Source organism: Kribbella sancticallisti (assembly GCF_039530625.1).
Classification (GTDB): Bacteria; Actinomycetota; Actinomycetes; order Propionibacteriales; family Kribbellaceae; genus Kribbella; species Kribbella sancticallisti.
Genome location: NZ_BAAAOS010000010.1, coordinates 58666 through 75406 on the forward strand (window position 1 = coordinate 58666; position 16741 = coordinate 75406).

Genomic DNA, 16741 nt, shown 5'->3' on the forward strand with positions numbered 1-16741 from the left:
ATTTCTGAGCTCACGACACGGGTCGCGGCGGCCGGCGCAGGACGCCGACCCCGAAGCGCGGAATCCCCAGGACGTACCGGCGCCAGAGCCGACGCGGTTCCTTGTACAGCCGGTAGCTCCACTCCAGGCCGGACCGCTGCATCCAGCCCGGTGCGCGATCGAGCCGGCCGGTGTGGAAGTCGAACGCGGCGCCGACGCCGATCAGGATCGCGGCGTCGAGCCGGTCCCGGTGCTCGGCCATCCAGCGCTCCTGCTTGGGCGCACCCAGGCCGACCCAGATGATGTCCGGCTTCGCCTCGTTCAGCCGGTCGACCATCTCGGCGTCCTCGGCCTCGGTCAACTGGCGGTAGGGAGGCGAGTAGGCGCCCACCACCCGCAGCCCCGGGTGCTGCCGGGTGAAGGTGTCCCGCAGTTGCTCGGCCACCCCGTCGGCTCCGCCATAGAAGTACTGCGTCCAGCCGCGCTCGGCGGCCTCGGCCATCACTCGCTCCAGCAGGTCCGGTCCGCAGACGCGGGCCATCTGGTCGAAGCCGGCCTTCTTCCCGGCCCAGACCAGCGGCATCCCGTCGGGCAGCGTCATCCCCGAGGTGTTGTAGACCTCGGTGAGTCGCTCGTCGGCGCGGGCATGCAGCAGCGCGTTCATGTCCGAGACGCAGACCAGGTGCCGATCCCCGTAGTCGATCCACCGGGCGAACGTGTCGACGGTCTGGTCCATGTCGGTGACGCTGACATGGATCCCGAGCACGTCGACGCGCTCCTGCTTCGTCCCAACGGTCATCGCTCAGTCCTCGCGGGTCAGGGCGGCGAGATCGGCGTCCACCATGATGCGGACGAGTTCCGGCACGTGCACCTGGGCCTTCCAGCCCAGGTCCTCGCGGGCCTTGGACGCGTCGCCGATCAGCGAGTCCACCTCGGTCGGCCGCTCGTACCGCGCGTCGTAGTCGACGAAGTCGTGCCAGTCCAGGCCGACGTGCTCGAACGCCAGCGAGACGAAGTCGCGCACCGAGTACGACGTACCGGTGGCGACCACGTAGTCGGCCGGCTTCTCGTGCTGCAGCATCTGCCACATGCACTCGACGTACTCCGGTGCGTAGCCCCAGTCGCGGCAGGCCTCGAGGTTGCCGAGGTACAGCCGCTTCTCCTGGCCGAGCTTGATCCGTGCAACTGCCCGGGTGATCTTGCGGGTCACGAAGGTCTCGCCGCGGCGCGGGCTCTCGTGGTTGAACAGGATCCCGTTCACCGCGAACATGTCGTACGCCTCGCGGTAGTTGCGGGTCATCCAGTACCCGTAGAGCTTCGCCGCGCCGTACGGCGACCGCGGGTAGAACGGCGTCTCCTCGTTCTGCGGCGGCGGCGTGGCCCCGAACATCTCCGAACTGCTGGCCTGGTAGAACCGGCAGTCCAGCCCGATCATCCGGATCGCCTCGAGCAGCCGGGTGGTCCCCATCCCGGTCGTGTCGCCGGTGTACTCGGGCTCGTCGAAGCTCACCCGGACGTGGCTCTGCGCGGCCAGGTGATAGACCTCGTCGGGCTGGATGGTGGCCAGCAGCGTGACCAGCCGGGATCCGTCGGTCAGGTCGCCGTAGTGCAGGAACAGGCGCTTGTCCTGCTCGTGCGGATCGGTGTACAGGTGGTCGATCCGGTGCGTGTTGAACGTGCTCGCGCGGCGGATCAGGCCGTGCACCTCGTATCCCTTGCCGAGCAGCAACTCGGCCAGGTACGAACCGTCCTGGCCGGTGATCCCGGTGATCAGCGCCTTCTTCATGCGTCCTTCCCCAGGTTCTCCAGATACCAGGCGTAGGTGCTCGCGACGCCGGCTTCCAGATCGATGTCGGGCTTCCAGCCCAGGGCCCGCAGCCTGCTCACGTCCAGCAGCTTGCGCGGGGTGCCGTCCGGCTTCGAAAGATCGTTGCTGATGGCACCGGAGTAGCCGACCACGCGGGCCACCAGCTCGGCCAGTTCGCGGATCGTGACGTCCTCACCGACGCCGACGTTGATCGGCCCCGGCTCGTCGTACGTCTCGAGCAGGTGCAGGCAGGCGGCGGCCAGGTCGTCGACGTGCAGGAACTCCCGCCGCGGCGTGCCGGTCCCCCACAGCACGACCTCCGGCGCCCCGGCCTGCTTGGCGTCGTGGAACCGCCGGATCAGGGCCGGCAGCACGTGCGAGCTGGTCAGGTCGAAGTTGTCGTTCGGCCCGTAGAGGTTGGTCGGCATCGCCGAGATCCAGGACAGACCGTACTGCCGGCGGACCGCCTGGACCTGCATGATGCCGGCGATCTTGGCGATCGCGTACGCGTCGTTGGTCGGCTCCAGCTCACCGGTCAGCAGGCTCGACTCGCGGATCGGCTGCTCGGCATACTTGGGATAGATGCAGGACGAGCCCAGGAACAGCAGCCGCGGGGTCCGGACCTCCAGCGCGGCGTCCATCAGGTTGACCTGGATGCGCAGGTTGTCGCTGAGGAACTCGGTCGGATGGTCACGGTTGGCCAGGATGCCGCCGACCCGCGCCGCGGCATCGATGACCGCCGCCGGGCGGTGCTCGGTGAAGAAGGCGAACGTCGCCGCCCGGTCGCGCAGGTCGAGCTCGGCCGAGGTGGCGCCGATCAGCTGGGTGAATCCGTCGGCTTCGAGCCGGCGCCAGATCGCCGACCCGACCAGTCCCCGGTGACCTGCGACGTATACCGGTGACCGTCGGTCGATGGACATCAATAGGCTCCCGAGCCGTAGATCACCGCACGTGCGGTCTTCCAGAGAATGAGCAGGTCCAGCGTCATCGACCAGTTGTCGACGTAGCGCAGGTCCAGCCGGACTGATTCGTCCCAGGACAGGTCGCTGCGTCCGCTCACCTGCCACAGCCCGGTGATGCCGGGCTTGACCAGCATCCGCCGGGTGTCGTCGGCGGCGTACAGCGCGACTTCCTCGGACAGCGGCGGCCGCGGGCCGACCAGGGACATGTCGCCGCGCAGTACGTTGAAGAGTTGCGGCAGTTCGTCGAGGGAGAAGCGCCGGATCAGCCGGCCGAGCGGCGTCACCCGCGGATCGTCGCGCAGCTTGAACATCACCCCGTTGCCGTCGCTCAGCGAGTACAGGTCGCTGAGGCGCTGCTCGGCGTCGGAGTACATGCTGCGGAACTTGAACATGGTGAACTCGGTCCCCGCCCGGCCGACCCGCGTCTGCCGGAACAGCACCGGCCCCGGGCTGGACAGTTTCACCGCGATCGCGAGACCGATCAGCACCGGTGCCAGCAGGGTCACCAGGGTAAGGGCGGACACTCGGTCGAAGACAGCCTTCAGCAGATGCGGTCCGCCACTCACCGACGGCCGCTCGAGGTGCAGCAGGGACAGGCCCGCCACCGGGCGGACCGAGATCCGCGGGCCGGCCACCTCGATGATGCCGGGTGACACGATCAACTCGACCCCACGCTGCTCGAGCGCCCACGACAACCGCCGCAGCGACTGCCCCGCCAACTCGGGATCGGTGGACACGGCAACCACGTCCACGGCATGACGGTCCACCGCGGACATGATGTCGGCCTCGTCCAGTTCGTCGGGCTGCAGCGGCCCGGTCGAGCCGGCACCGCCGCGCGGCCGGCAGGTCGCGACCACCCGGAACCCGTCCGTCGGCCGGCTTTCCAGATGCTCGCACAACGTCGCGGCGGGATCGGTCCGGCCGACCACCAGCACCCGGTGCATGCACCGGCCGCGGACCCGGTGCCGGTGCAGGTCCTTGCGGAGCCCGTAACGCAGCAACAGCGCGGCGCCCACGATCACCGGGATGGCCAGCACCACGAAGCCGCGGGCGATCTCGGTCCTCGTCGCGTACGACACGAGCGCGACCGCGGCGGTCAGCCCGACCCCGGAGCGCAGCAGCGACCGGAACTCGTCCGGCCCGGCGCCGAAGTACCGGGAGTCGTAACCCTTGGACAAGGCAACCATCGCGACCCAGGCCAACGGCAACAGACTGCTGATCACCAGATAGCCGCTGCCGACCTGGTAGCCGAAACGCGTCAGCAGCGCGACTGAGATGCCGATCATCGCCGCCAGCAGGTCGCCTCCGACCGCGGCCCAGCGATAGACGCCGACCCAGCGGGGCTCGGTGAACCGGGACGAGCGCGGCACGATCGCCGGCACTTCGTGCGGGACCACCCAGACGGGACCGTGGGCGTCACTGACTCCGCTCACACCCGGCCCTTCGTCTCACGCTGCGATCGCCCGGGCACACTACGCCACTGCCCAGAGCAGTCTGCAGTCTGCCCGTCACCACTGTCAATCGGTGGAAGCCACGCCTGTCCGGCGTCGCCCACCTTTTGGTCACCCCCCGGTGAACCCACCCCGCGAACCATGTGTCCCCGACTCCACATCCCCAGAATTCACCAACCTGTCGGTGGCAAGACATCGCAGAGTACTACCTCCGCCCGGCTGCAGCGATCGACCCTCGCAAACCTGCGGATAGAATTTGCACAGGGGTGGGGGAAATGGCGACAAACGAAGGGGGTCACGCGCGCGCCGGCGCGCGCGAGATCAGACCGGCCGTGATTCCCGCACTGCGGCTATCGGCCGCGCTGCTGACGATTCTCGGGGCCTTGCTGCTCGCTGTGCCGGCGGTGACCTACGCAGGCGGCACGGCGCCGGCAGGGCTGGACAGATGGATCCAGCCGCGGGTCAACACACCCGCCGGGGCTTGGCAGACAGCCCTGGCGGTGGACTGGATCGGCGAACCGATAGGCCGATCACTCGCGGTGCTGCTGGTCATGGCGCTCTGTCTGCTCGCCGGCCGCCGTCGACTGGCCGTCGCCGCGTTCATCGGGATGGGCGTGGTCACTGTGCTGTCAACGGTCCTCAAGGACATCGTGGATCGGCGCATCCACGATGACTTCCTCTCTTATCCCAGCGGGCACACCGCGGCCGCTACGGCGGTCTGCGTGGTCCTCGGCCTGCTGCTGAGCGACCTGCTCACGTTGGGACAAGTCTTCGGCACGGCCCTCGTGCTCGGTCTCGCCCTGGCCGGTGGGGCGGCGATGGCCTATGCGCAGATCGACTTGACCGCGCACTACCCCACCGACACCATCGGCGGCTTCGGCCTTGCTCTGATGGCCGTCCCGGCAACGGCCCTCCTGGTCGACAAGCTCGCCGGCCACCGTTAGTCCGGCCGGCGTCGGGACGACGCCGGCCGGACCAACTCACGCGACCGCGGGCTTCGGGATGTCGTACGCGCTGATCAGTTCATCGGGAAGGTGCTCGAGGTCGCTGGTCCGCAGGTAGTCGCCCATCGTCGTGCCGGTCGACTCGGAGTCGATGTTGGGCGCCGCCAGCCCTGCTTGTGCGTCGCCGAGGTGCACGGTGCGCAGGTCGATGCTGAACCGCGTCCGCCCGGAGGTGTTCGGCACGCTGGAGTGCAACTGGGCTCCGGAGAACAGGATGATTCCGCCGGGCCTGCAGATCGGCCGGATCTGCGGCACCAACTCGACCTCTTCCTCCGGCACCGGCTGGACCCGGGTGTCGGTGCCGATCTGGGTCGCCGCGATCACCCGGCTGGTCGCGTTCCAGTCCGCGTAGTTGTAGACCCGCGAGCTGTTCTTCACCGGCGTCGCCCAGTACCGCGGATGGAAGGCGAGGCCGTTGTCGTCACCGATCGCGAAGATCGGCAACCACCAGTTGAGCTGGCAGTACGGCGCGGAGTACCAGGTGTCGCGGTGCGGGTGGAACGCGAACGCGATCCCGGTGGTCAGGTAGTCGTTCGACGTCGAACTCCGCATCCGCGGTACGTCGAAGTACACCTGCTCCGGGTCGCAGCCGAGATCCACCAGCATCTCCTGGATCAGCCGCTTCGACTCCGGGTGGTGGATGAACCGCGGCTTGAGCTCGGCCAGCAGCGCCGCGTACTCCTCCACCGGCATCTCGAACTGCGCGGTCTCCGGATCCAGCGGCGCGAACGCCTCCCGGGCCAGCTCGGCCGCGAACCCGGTCAGCGCCAGCGTCGACGGTCGGGGCGAGTAGACGAACAAGTCCCCGTTGTACAGCTTCTCCCTGCGATCGTCGTCGCTGATGTCCGCGTCGTGGTAGATCGCATGCATGGTGACCCCCTCCAAAACGAGCAGAAGCGCTCATGTCTGAGCCGCAGGCACCGACTGCCTGCGGCTTACTTTCCTTTGCTGGGCCTGGGGCCATGGCCCGACGCCGGCTCGCTGTCAGGCGAAGCGGCGGAAAACTGGTTTGACCGGCCGTCCTCCCGTCCATCCGCCGGGATCACCGGCGTCCAGTGCCTTCCGGTAGACGGCGCAAGCCCTCTCGACCACGGACACCGTGCGGTCGATGTCGTCCTGCGACAGTGCGGAACTCACCACGAACGACGGGCCGATCACGCCGCCGAGGATCAGTTCGCGCAGGAACAGCGTGCGGTACTGCTGGGACGGCCGCAGGTCCTCGTCCAGAGTCGCGAAGACGAGGTTGCTGGCCCGGCCTTTGACCAGCACGTGCTCCGCGACGTCTGCCGCCGCGGCCACCTGCCGTACGCCGGCCGCGAGGCGGTCGCCCAACTCGTGCAGCCGCCGGCTGATGCCTTCGCTTTCGTAGACGTCCAGCACCGCCATCGCCGCGGTCAGCGAATGCGTCTCGGCGCCGTGCGTCGTCGACAACAGGAAGACCCGTTCGCGGGAGTCGTGCAGGCCGCCGCGCTCCATCAGTTCGCGGCGACCGGCCAGCGCCGACACCGCGAAGCCGTTGCCGAGCGCCTTGCCGAAGGTGGACAGGTCGGGCGTCACCCCGTACACGCCCTGGGCGCCGGCCTCCGACCAGCGGAAGCCGGTGATCATCTCGTCGAAGACCAGCAGGCAGCCGTACCGGTGGGCCAGGTCGCGCAGACCGGCCAGGTACCCGTCGGGCGGATCGTGCTGGGTGGCGGCCTCGAGGATCAGGCAGCTGACCCGGCCGTCGTGCTCGCGCAGGATCTCCTCGGTCGCGGCCAGATCGCCGTACGGGAAGCCGACGGTCAGCTCGGCCACCGCCTCGGGAATCCCGGCCGACATCGCGGTCGTGGCGATGAACCAGTCGTCGGTGGAGAAGAACGGCTGGTCCTGGCAGATCGCCACCAGCGGCCGGCCGGTGACCGCGCGCGCCAGCTTCACCGCGGCCGTGGTCACGTCCGAGCCGCTCTTGGCGAACTTCACCATCTCGGCCGTCCGGACCGTGCCGAGGAACCGCTCGGCGGCCGCCAGTTCGATCGTGCTCGGCCGGACGAAGTTGCTGCCCCGCTCGAGCTCCTTGCGAACCGCGTCGAGTACCCGCGGGTGGGCGTGCCCGAGGCTGACCGAGCGCAGGCCGGAGCCGTACTCGATGTACTCGTTGCCGTCCACGTCCCAGACGTGCGCGCCGAGTCCGTGGCTGATCACCGGGGCCATTCCGGCCGGGTACTGGTCCTCGCCCTTGGCGTAGGTGTGCGCACCGCCGGGGACCACCGCGTGCAGACGCGAGTTCAGGTCGCCGGATCGGACGAAGGACTTGCCGCCGTTGGTCATCTCAGCCTCCTGGTCGCCTCGGCCAGGGAGGGCGCCGCCTTGTCCCGATCGGACATCAGGCTGACCGGCAGCGGCCAGGCGATGTCCAGGTCGGGATCGTCGAACACGATCGTGACGTCCTCCCGCGGGTCGTGCGCGCGGTCGATCCGGTACGACACGTCGGCCGGATCGGTGAGCGCCTGGAACCCGTGCGCGCAGCCGGCCGGCACATACACCGTCACCTGGTTGTCGCCGGTGAGGTCGAAGTACTCGCGGTTGCAGTAGGTCGGCGAGTCCGCCCGCAGGTCGACCACCACGTCGAAGACCGCGCCGTACGAGCAGCGCACCAGCTTGGCCTCGCCGGCACCCGAGCGCACGTGCATGCCACGCACCACCCCCTTGGCCGACCGGGAGACGCTGTCCTGCTGGAACGCGTCCGGGTCCAGCCCGGCCGTCTTCACGACGTCGCGGTCGAAGGTGCGGCAGAAGAACCCGCGCTCGTCCGCGTGCGGCGTGGGCAGGAAGAGCAGCGCCCCGGCGATCCTCGGTACCTGGATGACGTCCATCAAGCCTCCTTCGACTCGGCGCCGCCGGCCGCGCTCCGCTTCGGCGCGGCGGCGCCGAACAGGGTCGCGGACAGCGCGGCGTTCTGCTGCTCGAGCAGCTTCACGTACTCGGCGTTCCTGCGGTGCATCTCCGGCTCCAGCCGCGACGCCCGGGCCTCCAGCGCCCGGAACTGCTCGATCAGCCGCTGGACGTCGAGGCTTTGGATCGGCTGCCGGAACTCGCCCAGCCGCATGTCTTCCATCAGGATGTCGTTCTTGCGGGCGTAGCTGATCGAGATCGTCGGCTTGGACAGCTTCAGCGCCGACAGCACGTTGTGATAGCGCGAGGCGACCACGAGGTCGACACCGGCCATCTGTTCCATCAACTCGCTGAGCGACTCGGCCGGTTCCCTGATCAGCAGCGCGTCCACGACTCCGGGGCGTGTCCGCCGCAGGTCATCGACCACGGCGGACACCACGGCTTCGTCGGACGGATCTCCGGTCAGCAGCCGGACCCGGTATCCCTGGTCCACCAGCCAGCGGCTGAAGTCGATCATCTTGCGGACATACGCCTCGTACACCTCGCCAGACCGGCTCCGGTCGGCATTGGTCCCGCGGTAGGCCATCACCCCCAGCCCCACGGTTCGCACGGTGGGGGCGATCACCGGAGCGTCCGCCGGTTTCGGCAACGGCAGCGCGAAGGCCAGGTCCGGATAGATCGCGTCCGCGCCGGCGTCGAGGCCCATCTGCCGCAGCGCGTCGCGGGAGTCGGTGTCCCGGAACGATCGGTAGGAGGCGAACTTGGCGGTGCCGGCGAAGAGCATCCTGATCGAGCGCTCGCGGGGCACGTTCGCCCCGACGCTGACCAGCGCGGTCCTGACGCCGAAGACGCGGGCCCAGGCGAAGACCAGGAACAACGCGTACGGCCAGCCCCACGGCTGCAACTGCAGCGTGGTCTCCAGCACGCCCATGCCGGGGATGATCACGATGTCGTAGCGGCGGACCCAGCGCGGGGTCCGGACCAGGTCGGCGACCTTGCCGAACGCCTTCAGCGCGATCGTCACCAGCCGCGACCGGCCGGCCCGGCCGGGGTGGTACCAGGTGATGGAGAAGGACGGGATGCCATATTGCCGTTCGACCTCCGCGGGCCCCGAGCACACGCAGGTGATCTGCGAGTCGGGGTGCTCGGCGCGCAGGAACTGCAGCATCGCGTCAAGCGAGCCGTGGTTCCCGAGGTTGCCCGACCCGAGCAGGCCGAGGATGGCGATCCGTGGTGCCCTGTTCATTCCTGGGAGGCCCTCCGGTGCCCGGCGACGGCGGAAGCTGCGGGGATCGTGGTGGGCGCGGTGGGCGTCGCGCTGTCCTCGATCCGGTGCGACGAACCGGGCAGCGCCCTGCTCGCCAGCCACTGCACCAGGTAGAAGTGGCACTTGCGCCGGTCCGCTGACGACAGCGGCGCCCGCCGGATCGCGCCGACGAAGCCGGCCACGTACTCCGCCAGCAGCCGCGCGGTCGGGTTGCGCAGCTTGTCGCCGCGCTTCGGGTCCATGTTCGCCGCCCTGGCCCGGATCGTCGGCTGGGCCCGCTCGGCCCGGTCCGGGTGGTCGCGGCGGAAGTACAGCAGTTCCGGCACCTGGTGGAACCGGCCGTGCAGTACCAGTTCGGCCATGATCGTCCGGTCGGCGTGGTGATAGCTCGCGTGCAGCGGCGTCCGGCGGAGTACCTCCGAGCGGATCACGCCGTAGAAGTCGTCACCGCCGACGGTCAGCAGCAGGCTCTTGAACCGCTCCGGCGCGCTCGGGTTGTCGGTGTCCAGCGGGTAGTCCACCTTCAGCACGATGTCGCCGGCGCCGTCGATGATCGCCTGCCAGGCGTGCGCCAGGACCAGGTCGCGGTCGGCGTCGAGCGCCTCGACACAGCGCAGCAGCAGGTCCCGGCCGTACAGGTCGTCATGCGACGCCCACTTGAACAACTCGGTCCGGGACTGCTCGAAGACGTAGTTGTGGTTCGGCGCCGCACCGATGTTGACCGGCTGCCGGACGTAGCTGAGCCGCGCGTTGCGGGCCAGATAGTCCCGGCAGATCTCCTCGGTGCCGTCCGTCGAGGCGTTGTCGGAGATGATCATCTCGTAGTCGCCGTAGCTCTGCCCCAGCAGGGCGTCCAGGGACTCCGAAAGGTACTGCTCGCCGTTGTAGACCGGCAGGCCGACCGTCAGTCGCGGTGCCGCGTTCATGTGCTCCTCATTTCTGGCATCTCCTCTTGGTCCGCGCCGGGCCCGACGACGTCCACCGGCGCTTCGGCCGTCAGACGTTCGCGGATCCCGGCCCGCAGGTACCACCACCAGACGATCGCGCCGACCAGAGTGGCGCCCGCCGATCCCCAGGCCGATCCGACGGCCCCGCCCAGGGCACCGCCGGTGACACCGCCGACCAGATAGGCCGCCGACGCCCACAGCTGGGCCCGAAGGCTTCGCCTGGCCACGCCGAGGGCCCGCAATCCGGCGGCCGCGCCGGTGTAGAAGCTCGCGTTCATTACCGACAAGGTTGCTGGTAGCAACAAATACTGCGCCGACGACCACACGTCGCCGAGCAGCTTGTGACCCCAGTCGTGCGGCAGGGCGACGATCAGCGCCAACCCCCAGACCAGGGCCGCGGCGGCCTGGGCGCCGCCGAGCAGCAGGCAGAAGAGCTGCAGTTTGCGCACCGATCGGCGCAACACCCGTGCGGCCTCCGGCACCGCCACCAGACCGACACCGGAGAGCACGATGAAGAAAGGGCCGAGCAGCATCTCGGCGCCGCGGACGGTACCGACCGCCGCGATTCCGGCGAAGGCGCCCAGGCCGTACATGCGGAACTGGTACGCGCCGCTGATGGTCAGGTTCTCCACCAGGTACCGCAGGCTGAGGTCGCGGTGCTGGGAGAACCACTGACGGGCCCGGAACAACCGCGGCACGATTCCGGCCTGCAGCCCGCTGACCAGCGCGGCGAACGCGCCGGCCGCGCCCCAGGCGAGTACGAACAAGGTGACGCTGGCACGGTGCGAGGCCAGATAGAGCAGCGGCACCAGAGCGACCGCCCAGGTGATGTCGCTGATGAAGGCCTTGCCACCCTGCCCGCTGGAGAAGAAGGCGAACCGCCAGCTGTCCTGGAGAGTGAGGGCGGGCAGCACGAAACCCAGCGCGATGAAGGCCGCGCCGGGTTTGCCTCCCAGCGCGAGCCCGGCCGCGATGCAGATCGCCCCGGTCGCGAGACCGACGGCGATGGCCATCCCGGTCGAGCTCGCGACTGCCTTGCGCCAGTCGGCCCGCGGTACGCCGCTGAACCGGACCGCGAGCGGATCGGTGGCCAGACCGCGGGAGATGTTCACCACCACGCCGTACGTCACCCAGGCCAGGCTGAAGGCGCCGAACTCGACGGCGCCCATCGACCGGGCGACGACGACACCGACCACGAAGCTGACCATGCTCGTCACGGCCTGGTCGGCGAGTCCCCAGGTGAGCCGGCGCAGGACCCCTCGCATGGTCAGCCCACGACTTCGTGCGGCTCGGGGAGCGGGACCAGGTAGGTGGCGCCCCAGCCGCCGGCGTCGGCCTCGAGCTGGGAGATCACTTCGTCGGCGATGTCCCAGGTGAGGATCAGGACCACGTCCGGCTGGACCGCCCGCAGGTCGTCGATCGAGCGGATCGGCACCCCGCAGCCGGGGATCCGCCGGCCGTGCTTGCCCGGCGCGGCGTCGACCGTGAAGGGGAGCAGGTCGGTGCCGACCTTGCTGAGGTCCAGCAGCACTGGCGCCTTCGAGGGCGCGCCGTAGCCGAGCACCATCCGGCCGGCCTGTTGGTGCCTGACCAGTTCGTCATGCAGCGCGCCCGCCGCGTGCCAGGCCGCTTCCTGGAAGCCCGCCAACTGGATCTCGTCGGAGATTCCGGCGGCCGCCTCGTCCTGGAGCGTCTCGAGGACGGACTCGTCGGGCTGGGCCTCGTCCTCGTGCCTGAGCATCACCCGCAGGCTGCCACCGAACATGTCGATCCGCTGGACCGACTCCACCGCCAGGCCGTACAGCGCGCCCAGCCGGATCACCGCACCGAGCGACAGGTACGACCAGTGGCCGTGGCGGATGGTGTCGAACTGGTTGCCGATGAACAACGGCAGCAGGTGGTGGAACTCCAGCACCAGCAGGCCGCCCGGCGCGAGCCGGTCCGCCCGCAGCTTCATCATCTCGCCGACGGCCGGCTCGTGGGCGATGCCGTGCACGTCCACCACCAGGTCGGCGCGTTCGTCGCCGGTCGCGATCCGGCAGCCCGCGGCCCGCAGGTGGTCGAGCCACGATCCCCCGTGGTGACTGGCGAACTCGAACACCACCCGGCCGTTCAGGTCCGGGTGGTCGGCGAGCAGTTCCTTCACCGATGCCTCGGCGTGCGCGATGCTGGTGGCCGACTCGACCGCCAGCGGCGGCTCGGGCAGCTGTGGCTCGACCGGGCCCAGCTGGACCAGCTTGCAGCCGCGGCAGAGCCACAGCTCGAGCGGCCAGCGTGGATCCTCCCCCGGCGTGTCGACCGGCGGGAAGTGGTCCGCACACGGCTGAGCACCGAGATCGACCACGGGTACGACGTCGTCGCCGGCACATCCGCGACAGCTGAAGCTCGCCATCTCTTCCCCTCCGGGCATCGTGTCCGTCACCAGGTCCGTCACCATGTCAACGTCGCCTTGGCGGTGCTGAAGGCCTCGGCGTACCGCGCGCGGCACTCCATCCCGCGCAGCCGGGCCAGCCCGGCGAAGACCTCCTCGTCGAACCAGTCGTGCTCGACCTGGGACGGGAAGGCCTTGTGCAGCCGCGCGACCTTCTCGCGCAGTTGCTCCTCGGTCAGCGGGACGTACAGCCACGGCCGGCTGAGATCGCCGTCCCACTTGGGAATCTCGTAGTGCAGCACCAGGTGGTCACGCCACACCGTGGTCGCCAGCCCGGCGATCGTGCGGTGGTCCTGGTGCGCGTCGGTCCGGCTCGGTGCGAGCACGAGGTCGGGTGACCGGCTCCCCCGGGCCGTTGCCTCGAGCAACTCTTTGGTGTTCTCCCAGTGGGTCGGGAGGCGGCCGTCCGGCAGCTCGGCCGACGTGATCGTCACCTCGCAGCCGGGCAGGAAGAGCTCCGCGCCGCGGCGGGCCTCCTCCAGCCGGACCGGAGTACCGGTGGCGATCACGAACTCGGCGGTCAGCTCCGGCACGGCCTCGGCCAGCTGGAGCAAGGTGCCGCCGCAGCCGATCTCGATGTCGTCCGGGTGCGCGCCGAGTGCGACCAGGTGCGTGGGGCGGCCACCCAGGCCGAGCTGGAACGGCAACATCAGATCGCCACCACAGCAGACGAACCAGCCGGCACGGCCGAAGCAGCCGGTACGGCGGGCGCAGCCGGTACGGCGGGCGCAGCCGGCTGAGGCTGGGCGACCGGGACGGGCGGCACGGACGAAGCTGCCGGCACGATCGGTGGAACCGGCACCGGTGGGGCGGTGGGCACGGGGTGTGGCTGGAGGTGTTGGTCGTGCGCCTCGCGGGTCCAGACCGCCCAGGGCTTGGTGCCGGACCGGTACAGCTCCTCGAGTTGGCTGCGCTCCTTCAGGGTGTCCATCGGAGCCCAGAAGCCGTGGTGCGGGATCGCCTCCAGCCGGCGCATCGCGGCCAGCCGCGGGAAGGCGTCCCCGACCAGGTCCTCGCCCTGGTGCAGCACGTCGAAGACCTCCTTCTTCAGCACGAAGTAGCCGCCGTTGATCCACAGCGGCAGCTCGGTGACCGAACGTAGCCCGTTGATCCGGGCGTCCGGCCCGAACTCCACCACGTGGAAGGAGGACTGCGGGGGGACGGCGAGCAGGCTCGCGGTGATGTCACTGGCGAGCACGTGGTCGACGATCTTGTCCATCGGCGCATCGGTGAGCACGTCGCCGTAGTTGGCCAGGAAGACGTCGTCGTCCTCGAGGTACGGACGGACCCGGCGCAGTCGTTCGCCGATGCTGGTGTCGATGCCGGTGTCGACGAAGGTGATCTTCCACTCGCTGATGTCGGAGTCGAGCAGCTCGATCTGCTGCCCGCCCTTGGTCATCACGAAATCGTTCGAGTGCGTCTCCTCGTACCGCAGGAAGTACTCCTTGACCGCGGCTCCCCCGAACCCCAGACAGAGGATGAACTCGGTGTGGCCGAAGTGCGCGTAGTACCGCATCACGTGCCACAGGACCGGCCGGTCACCGATCGTCATCATCGGCTTGGGTGCGGAGTCGACTCCGCTGCGCATCCGCAGTCCGAGCCCCCCGCAGAAGATAACGACCTTCATGGAACCCCTCCCTGGTCGTTCGCCGGTATCAGCCGGCAGGTCAGATCACTTCGAGGCGCGGGATCGGGACGACGAACCGCGCGCCCCATTCCCGTGCATAGCCGAGCTGGTGCACGATCTCCTCCCGCAGGTTCCACGGCAGGATCACGATGTAGTCCGGGCGGACCTCGGCGAGCCGCTCCGGCGCGAAGATCGGGATGTGGGTCCCGGGCAGGTACATGCCGTGCTTGTGCGGGCTGCGGTCGACGGTGAACGGCAGCAGGTCCTCCCGGACACCGCAGTGGTTCAGCAGCGTGTTGCCCTTGCCGGGTGCGCCGTAGCCCGCGACCGACTTGCCCTCCCGGGCCGCGCCGACCAGGAACTCGACCAGGTCGGCCTTGATCGCGAACACGTCGCGCGCGAAACCCGCGTGGCCCTCGACCGTGTGCAGTCCCGCGTCCTCCTCGTTCTTCAGCACCTTGAGCACCAGGTCGGACGGCTCCCCCGCCGTCTCCACCGGTGTCGAGATGACCCGCAGCGAACCGCCGTGGCTGACCAGCTCCTGGACGTCGACCACCTTCAGGCCGGCCGCCTCCAGTGCCGCCGAGGCGGTCTTCAAGGTCAGGTACGAGTAGTGCTCGTGGTAGATCGTGTCGTACTGCCGGCCCTCGATCAGCCGGAGGAGGTGCGGGAACTCCAGCGACACCAGACCGTCGTCCTTGACCAGCGCCCGCAGGCCCTTGGCGAAGTCGATGATGTCCGGTACGTGCGCGAACACGTTGTTGCCCACCACCAGGTCGGCCTTGCCGTACCGGGCCGCGGCGTCCTGTCCGGTCCCCTCGCCGAGGAAGTAGCTCTCGGTCCGGATGCCCTTCTCGTTGGCCACCTCGGCGATGTTCGCGGCCGGCTCGATGCCGAGCACCGGGATTCCGAGCGCGACCGCGTGCTGCAGCAGGTAGCCGTCGTTGCTGGCCGCCTCGACCACCAGGCTCTCGGCACCGAGGCCGAGCCGCTCCTGCATGTCGACGACGAACCTGCGGGCGTGCTCCACCCAGCTGGTCGAGAACGACGAGAAGTACAGGTAGTCGCTGAACACGTCGTCGGCCGCGACGTACGCCGGCAGCTGGACCAGCAGGCAGTTGTCACAGATCCGTACGTGCAACGGGTAGAACGTCTCGCCGTCGTCGAGCTGGTCCGCGCGCAGATAGCTCTCGCAGGGCGGGGACATGCCGATGTCCACGAATGTGCGCGTCAAGGGCTGTCCGCACAGGCGGCAGCCGAGAGATTCCCCCATCAGTGCATCTCCTCAACGGTGTCGCTCGCGGTGAGGGCAGGTGAGCCGGGTGCCGGGAACTGCTCGTCGGTCGTCCGCCGGAGCTGGTCGTCGACCAGGCCCAGCTTCAGCAGTTGGTTGATCCTGCGCAGCCGGACGAACTGCGCGGAGTTGAAGTCGTCGAGCGTCAGCCCGTGCCGCCGGTACGCCGCGGCGAGCTCCTCCACGCCGGCCCGCACCGTCCAGCGCAGCTTCAGGTCGGGGAACGTGTCGCCGAGCTTGGCGAAGTCGACCTTGTAGTTGCGCAGGTCCGGTCCCGCCCCCTCGGCGAACGACACGGTCGAGCCGGGAACGGCCTCGCCGACCATCTCGGCGATGTCACGCACCTGGACCACGTCCTCGGACCGGCCGACGTTGAAGGCCTCGTCGTGGATCACTTCGCGTGGTGCCTCGAGCACGGTGTGGAAGGCGCGGCTGATGTCCTCGATGTGCACCAGCGGCCGCCACGGAGATCCGTCGCTCTCCATCCGGATCTGCCCGGTGGTCATCGCGATCGCGGTCAGGTTGTTCACCACGATGTCGAGCCGCAGCCGGGTGGAGGCGCCGTACGCGGTGGCGTTGCGCAGGTAGGTCGGGCTAAAGTTGTCGTCCGCGAGCTTCGAGAGCTCCTTCTCCGCAAGGGCCTTCGTTTCCCCGTACGGCGTCACGGGGTACATGTCGGCGTCCTCGCCGACCGCCTCGGAGCCGGCGGCGCCGTACAGGCTGCAGGAGGAGGCGAACAGGAACCGCTCGACGCCGGCCGCCTTCGCCGCCTCGGCCACCCGCAGGGTTCCGTCCAGATTCACCGAGTACGTCGTATCGCGGTTGAGGTGGCCGAGCGGATCGTTCGACAGGGCGGCCAGGCAGACGACCGCGTCGTAGCCGTCGAGTTCCGCGGGGCCGACGTCGCGCATGTCCCGGGGGGCCCGATCGCCGATCGGGTCCGGGCCGCCGAGCAGGTCACACCCCTCGTACAGCCCGAGATCCAGGCCGTCGACCTGGTGGCCGGCCGCGCGCAGGAACGGAACGAGCACCGCACCGATGTAGCCGCGATCCCCGGTGACCAGAACCTTCATCGACATCTCCTCGCCGCAGTTCAGC

General features: G+C 69.3%; 16 protein-coding genes. 1 reads left to right on the top strand and 15 read right to left on the bottom strand.

The window, feature by feature from the left end; genetic code table 11:
- Positions 1 to 10: 10 nt before the first annotated feature.
- From ABD255_RS06620 to ABD255_RS06635, 4 genes are read right to left on the bottom strand one after another with little or no spacing between them, the layout of a single operon-like run.
- Positions 11 to 778 carry a WecB/TagA/CpsF family glycosyltransferase gene (locus ABD255_RS06620; RefSeq protein WP_344210889.1) on the bottom strand — a complete coding sequence of 256 codons (768 nt, stop codon included), beginning with the start codon at positions 776 to 778 and terminating at the stop codon, positions 11 to 13.
- Between the two features lie 3 nt (positions 779 to 781).
- Positions 782 to 1765: a GDP-mannose 4,6-dehydratase gene (gene gmd / locus ABD255_RS06625; RefSeq protein WP_344210891.1), complete on the bottom strand. Its 984-nt coding sequence runs from the start codon at positions 1763 to 1765 to the stop codon at positions 782 to 784.
- Positions 1762 to 2706, bottom strand: coding sequence for a GDP-L-fucose synthase family protein (locus tag ABD255_RS06630; RefSeq protein ID WP_344210893.1), 945 nt, complete (start codon positions 2704 to 2706; stop codon positions 1762 to 1764). Before ABD255_RS06630 ends, gmd begins: the two co-directional genes overlap by 4 nt.
- A complete protein-coding gene (locus tag ABD255_RS06635; protein WP_344210895.1) occupies positions 2706 to 4181 on the bottom strand; it encodes a sugar transferase in 1476 nt (491 codons plus the stop codon). Before ABD255_RS06635 ends, ABD255_RS06630 begins: the two co-directional genes overlap by 1 nt.
- A 293-nt stretch (positions 4182 to 4474) precedes the next feature.
- Here ABD255_RS06635 and ABD255_RS06640 point away from each other — a divergent pair, with 293 nt between their 5' ends.
- Positions 4475 to 5143, top strand: coding sequence for a phosphatase PAP2 family protein (locus ABD255_RS06640; RefSeq protein ID WP_344210897.1), 669 nt, complete (start codon positions 4475 to 4477; stop codon positions 5141 to 5143).
- Between the two features lie 36 nt (positions 5144 to 5179).
- Here ABD255_RS06640 and ABD255_RS06645 read toward each other — a convergent pair whose 3' ends face one another.
- The 11 genes from ABD255_RS06645 to ABD255_RS06695 all read right to left on the bottom strand — a co-directional run bounded on the left by ABD255_RS06645 (position 5180) and on the right by ABD255_RS06695 (position 16716).
- A complete protein-coding gene (locus ABD255_RS06645; RefSeq protein ID WP_344210899.1) occupies positions 5180 to 6073 on the bottom strand; it encodes a phytanoyl-CoA dioxygenase family protein in 894 nt (297 codons plus the stop codon).
- A 114-nt stretch (positions 6074 to 6187) separates the two neighbouring features.
- Positions 6188 to 7513, bottom strand: coding sequence for a glutamate-1-semialdehyde 2,1-aminomutase (locus ABD255_RS06650; protein ID WP_344210900.1), 1326 nt, complete (start codon positions 7511 to 7513; stop codon positions 6188 to 6190).
- Positions 7510 to 8058, bottom strand: a complete 549-nt coding sequence (locus ABD255_RS06655; protein WP_344210902.1) for a dTDP-4-dehydrorhamnose 3,5-epimerase family protein — start codon at positions 8056 to 8058, stop codon at positions 7510 to 7512. Before ABD255_RS06655 ends, ABD255_RS06650 begins: the two co-directional genes overlap by 4 nt.
- Positions 8058 to 9323 (bottom strand): polysaccharide pyruvyl transferase family protein, encoded by a 1266-nt coding sequence (locus ABD255_RS06660; protein WP_344210904.1) that lies wholly within the window; start codon positions 9321 to 9323, stop codon positions 8058 to 8060. Before ABD255_RS06660 ends, ABD255_RS06655 begins: the two co-directional genes overlap by 1 nt.
- Positions 9320 to 10270 carry a glycosyltransferase family 2 protein gene (locus ABD255_RS06665; RefSeq protein WP_344210907.1) on the bottom strand — a complete coding sequence of 317 codons (951 nt, stop codon included), beginning with the start codon at positions 10268 to 10270 and terminating at the stop codon, positions 9320 to 9322. The genes ABD255_RS06660 and ABD255_RS06665 overlap by 4 nt, the downstream gene beginning before the upstream one ends.
- On the bottom strand, positions 10267 to 11556 hold the full coding sequence (locus ABD255_RS06670) for an MATE family efflux transporter (protein WP_344210909.1): 1290 nt from the start codon (positions 11554 to 11556) through the stop codon (positions 10267 to 10269). Before ABD255_RS06670 ends, ABD255_RS06665 begins: the two co-directional genes overlap by 4 nt.
- A gap of 2 nt (positions 11557 to 11558) precedes the next feature.
- Complete coding sequence (locus tag ABD255_RS06675; protein ID WP_344210911.1) at positions 11559 to 12728, bottom strand: class I SAM-dependent methyltransferase; 1170 nt, start codon at positions 12726 to 12728, stop codon at positions 11559 to 11561.
- On the bottom strand, positions 12722 to 13372 hold the full coding sequence (locus tag ABD255_RS06680; protein WP_344210913.1) for a PIG-L deacetylase family protein: 651 nt from the start codon (positions 13370 to 13372) through the stop codon (positions 12722 to 12724). Before ABD255_RS06680 ends, ABD255_RS06675 begins: the two co-directional genes overlap by 7 nt.
- The gene (locus ABD255_RS06685) at positions 13372 to 14349 is read right to left on the bottom strand and encodes a sugar phosphate nucleotidyltransferase (RefSeq protein WP_344210915.1); all 978 of its coding nucleotides are present in this window, start codon (positions 14347 to 14349) and stop codon (positions 13372 to 13374) included. Before ABD255_RS06685 ends, ABD255_RS06680 begins: the two co-directional genes overlap by 1 nt.
- Before the next feature lie 40 nt (positions 14350 to 14389).
- Positions 14390 to 15622 (bottom strand): class I SAM-dependent methyltransferase, encoded by a 1233-nt coding sequence (locus tag ABD255_RS06690; protein ID WP_344210917.1) that lies wholly within the window; start codon positions 15620 to 15622, stop codon positions 14390 to 14392.
- The gene (locus ABD255_RS06695) at positions 15622 to 16716 is read right to left on the bottom strand and encodes an NAD-dependent epimerase/dehydratase family protein (RefSeq protein ID WP_344210919.1); all 1095 of its coding nucleotides are present in this window, start codon (positions 16714 to 16716) and stop codon (positions 15622 to 15624) included. The genes ABD255_RS06690 and ABD255_RS06695 overlap by 1 nt, the downstream gene beginning before the upstream one ends.
- Positions 16717 to 16741: the final 25 nt, after the last annotated feature.

What these genes read in the sequence shown, in the direction of transcription:
- ABD255_RS06620 (WP_344210889.1), bottom strand. Translation starts at nt 778, where the DNA reads ATGACCGTTGGGACGAAGCAGGAGCGCGTCGACGTGCTCGGGATCCAT.
- gmd (WP_344210891.1), bottom strand. Translation starts at nt 1,765, where the DNA reads ATGAAGAAGGCGCTGATCACCGGGATCACCGGCCAGGACGGTTCGTAC.
- ABD255_RS06630 (WP_344210893.1), bottom strand. Translation starts at nt 2,706, where the DNA reads ATGTCCATCGACCGACGGTCACCGGTATACGTCGCAGGTCACCGGGGA.
- ABD255_RS06640 (WP_344210897.1), top strand. Translation starts at nt 4,475, where the DNA reads ATGGCGACAAACGAAGGGGGTCACGCGCGCGCCGGCGCGCGCGAGATC.
- ABD255_RS06645 (WP_344210899.1), bottom strand. Translation starts at nt 6,073, where the DNA reads ATGCATGCGATCTACCACGACGCGGACATCAGCGACGACGATCGCAGG.
- ABD255_RS06650 (WP_344210900.1), bottom strand. Translation starts at nt 7,513, where the DNA reads ATGACCAACGGCGGCAAGTCCTTCGTCCGATCCGGCGACCTGAACTCG.
- ABD255_RS06655 (WP_344210902.1), bottom strand. Translation starts at nt 8,058, where the DNA reads ATGGACGTCATCCAGGTACCGAGGATCGCCGGGGCGCTGCTCTTCCTG.
- ABD255_RS06660 (WP_344210904.1), bottom strand. Translation starts at nt 9,323, where the DNA reads ATGAACAGGGCACCACGGATCGCCATCCTCGGCCTGCTCGGGTCGGGC.
- ABD255_RS06665 (WP_344210907.1), bottom strand. Translation starts at nt 10,270, where the DNA reads ATGAACGCGGCACCGCGACTGACGGTCGGCCTGCCGGTCTACAACGGC.
- ABD255_RS06670 (WP_344210909.1), bottom strand. Translation starts at nt 11,556, where the DNA reads ATGCGAGGGGTCCTGCGCCGGCTCACCTGGGGACTCGCCGACCAGGCC.
- ABD255_RS06675 (WP_344210911.1), bottom strand. Translation starts at nt 12,728, where the DNA reads ATGGTGACGGACCTGGTGACGGACACGATGCCCGGAGGGGAAGAGATG.
- ABD255_RS06680 (WP_344210913.1), bottom strand. Translation starts at nt 13,372, where the DNA reads ATGTTGCCGTTCCAGCTCGGCCTGGGTGGCCGCCCCACGCACCTGGTC.
- ABD255_RS06685 (WP_344210915.1), bottom strand. Translation starts at nt 14,349, where the DNA reads ATGAAGGTCGTTATCTTCTGCGGGGGGCTCGGACTGCGGATGCGCAGC.
- ABD255_RS06690 (WP_344210917.1), bottom strand. Translation starts at nt 15,622, where the DNA reads ATGGGGGAATCTCTCGGCTGCCGCCTGTGCGGACAGCCCTTGACGCGC.
- ABD255_RS06695 (WP_344210919.1), bottom strand. Translation starts at nt 16,716, where the DNA reads ATGAAGGTTCTGGTCACCGGGGATCGCGGCTACATCGGTGCGGTGCTC.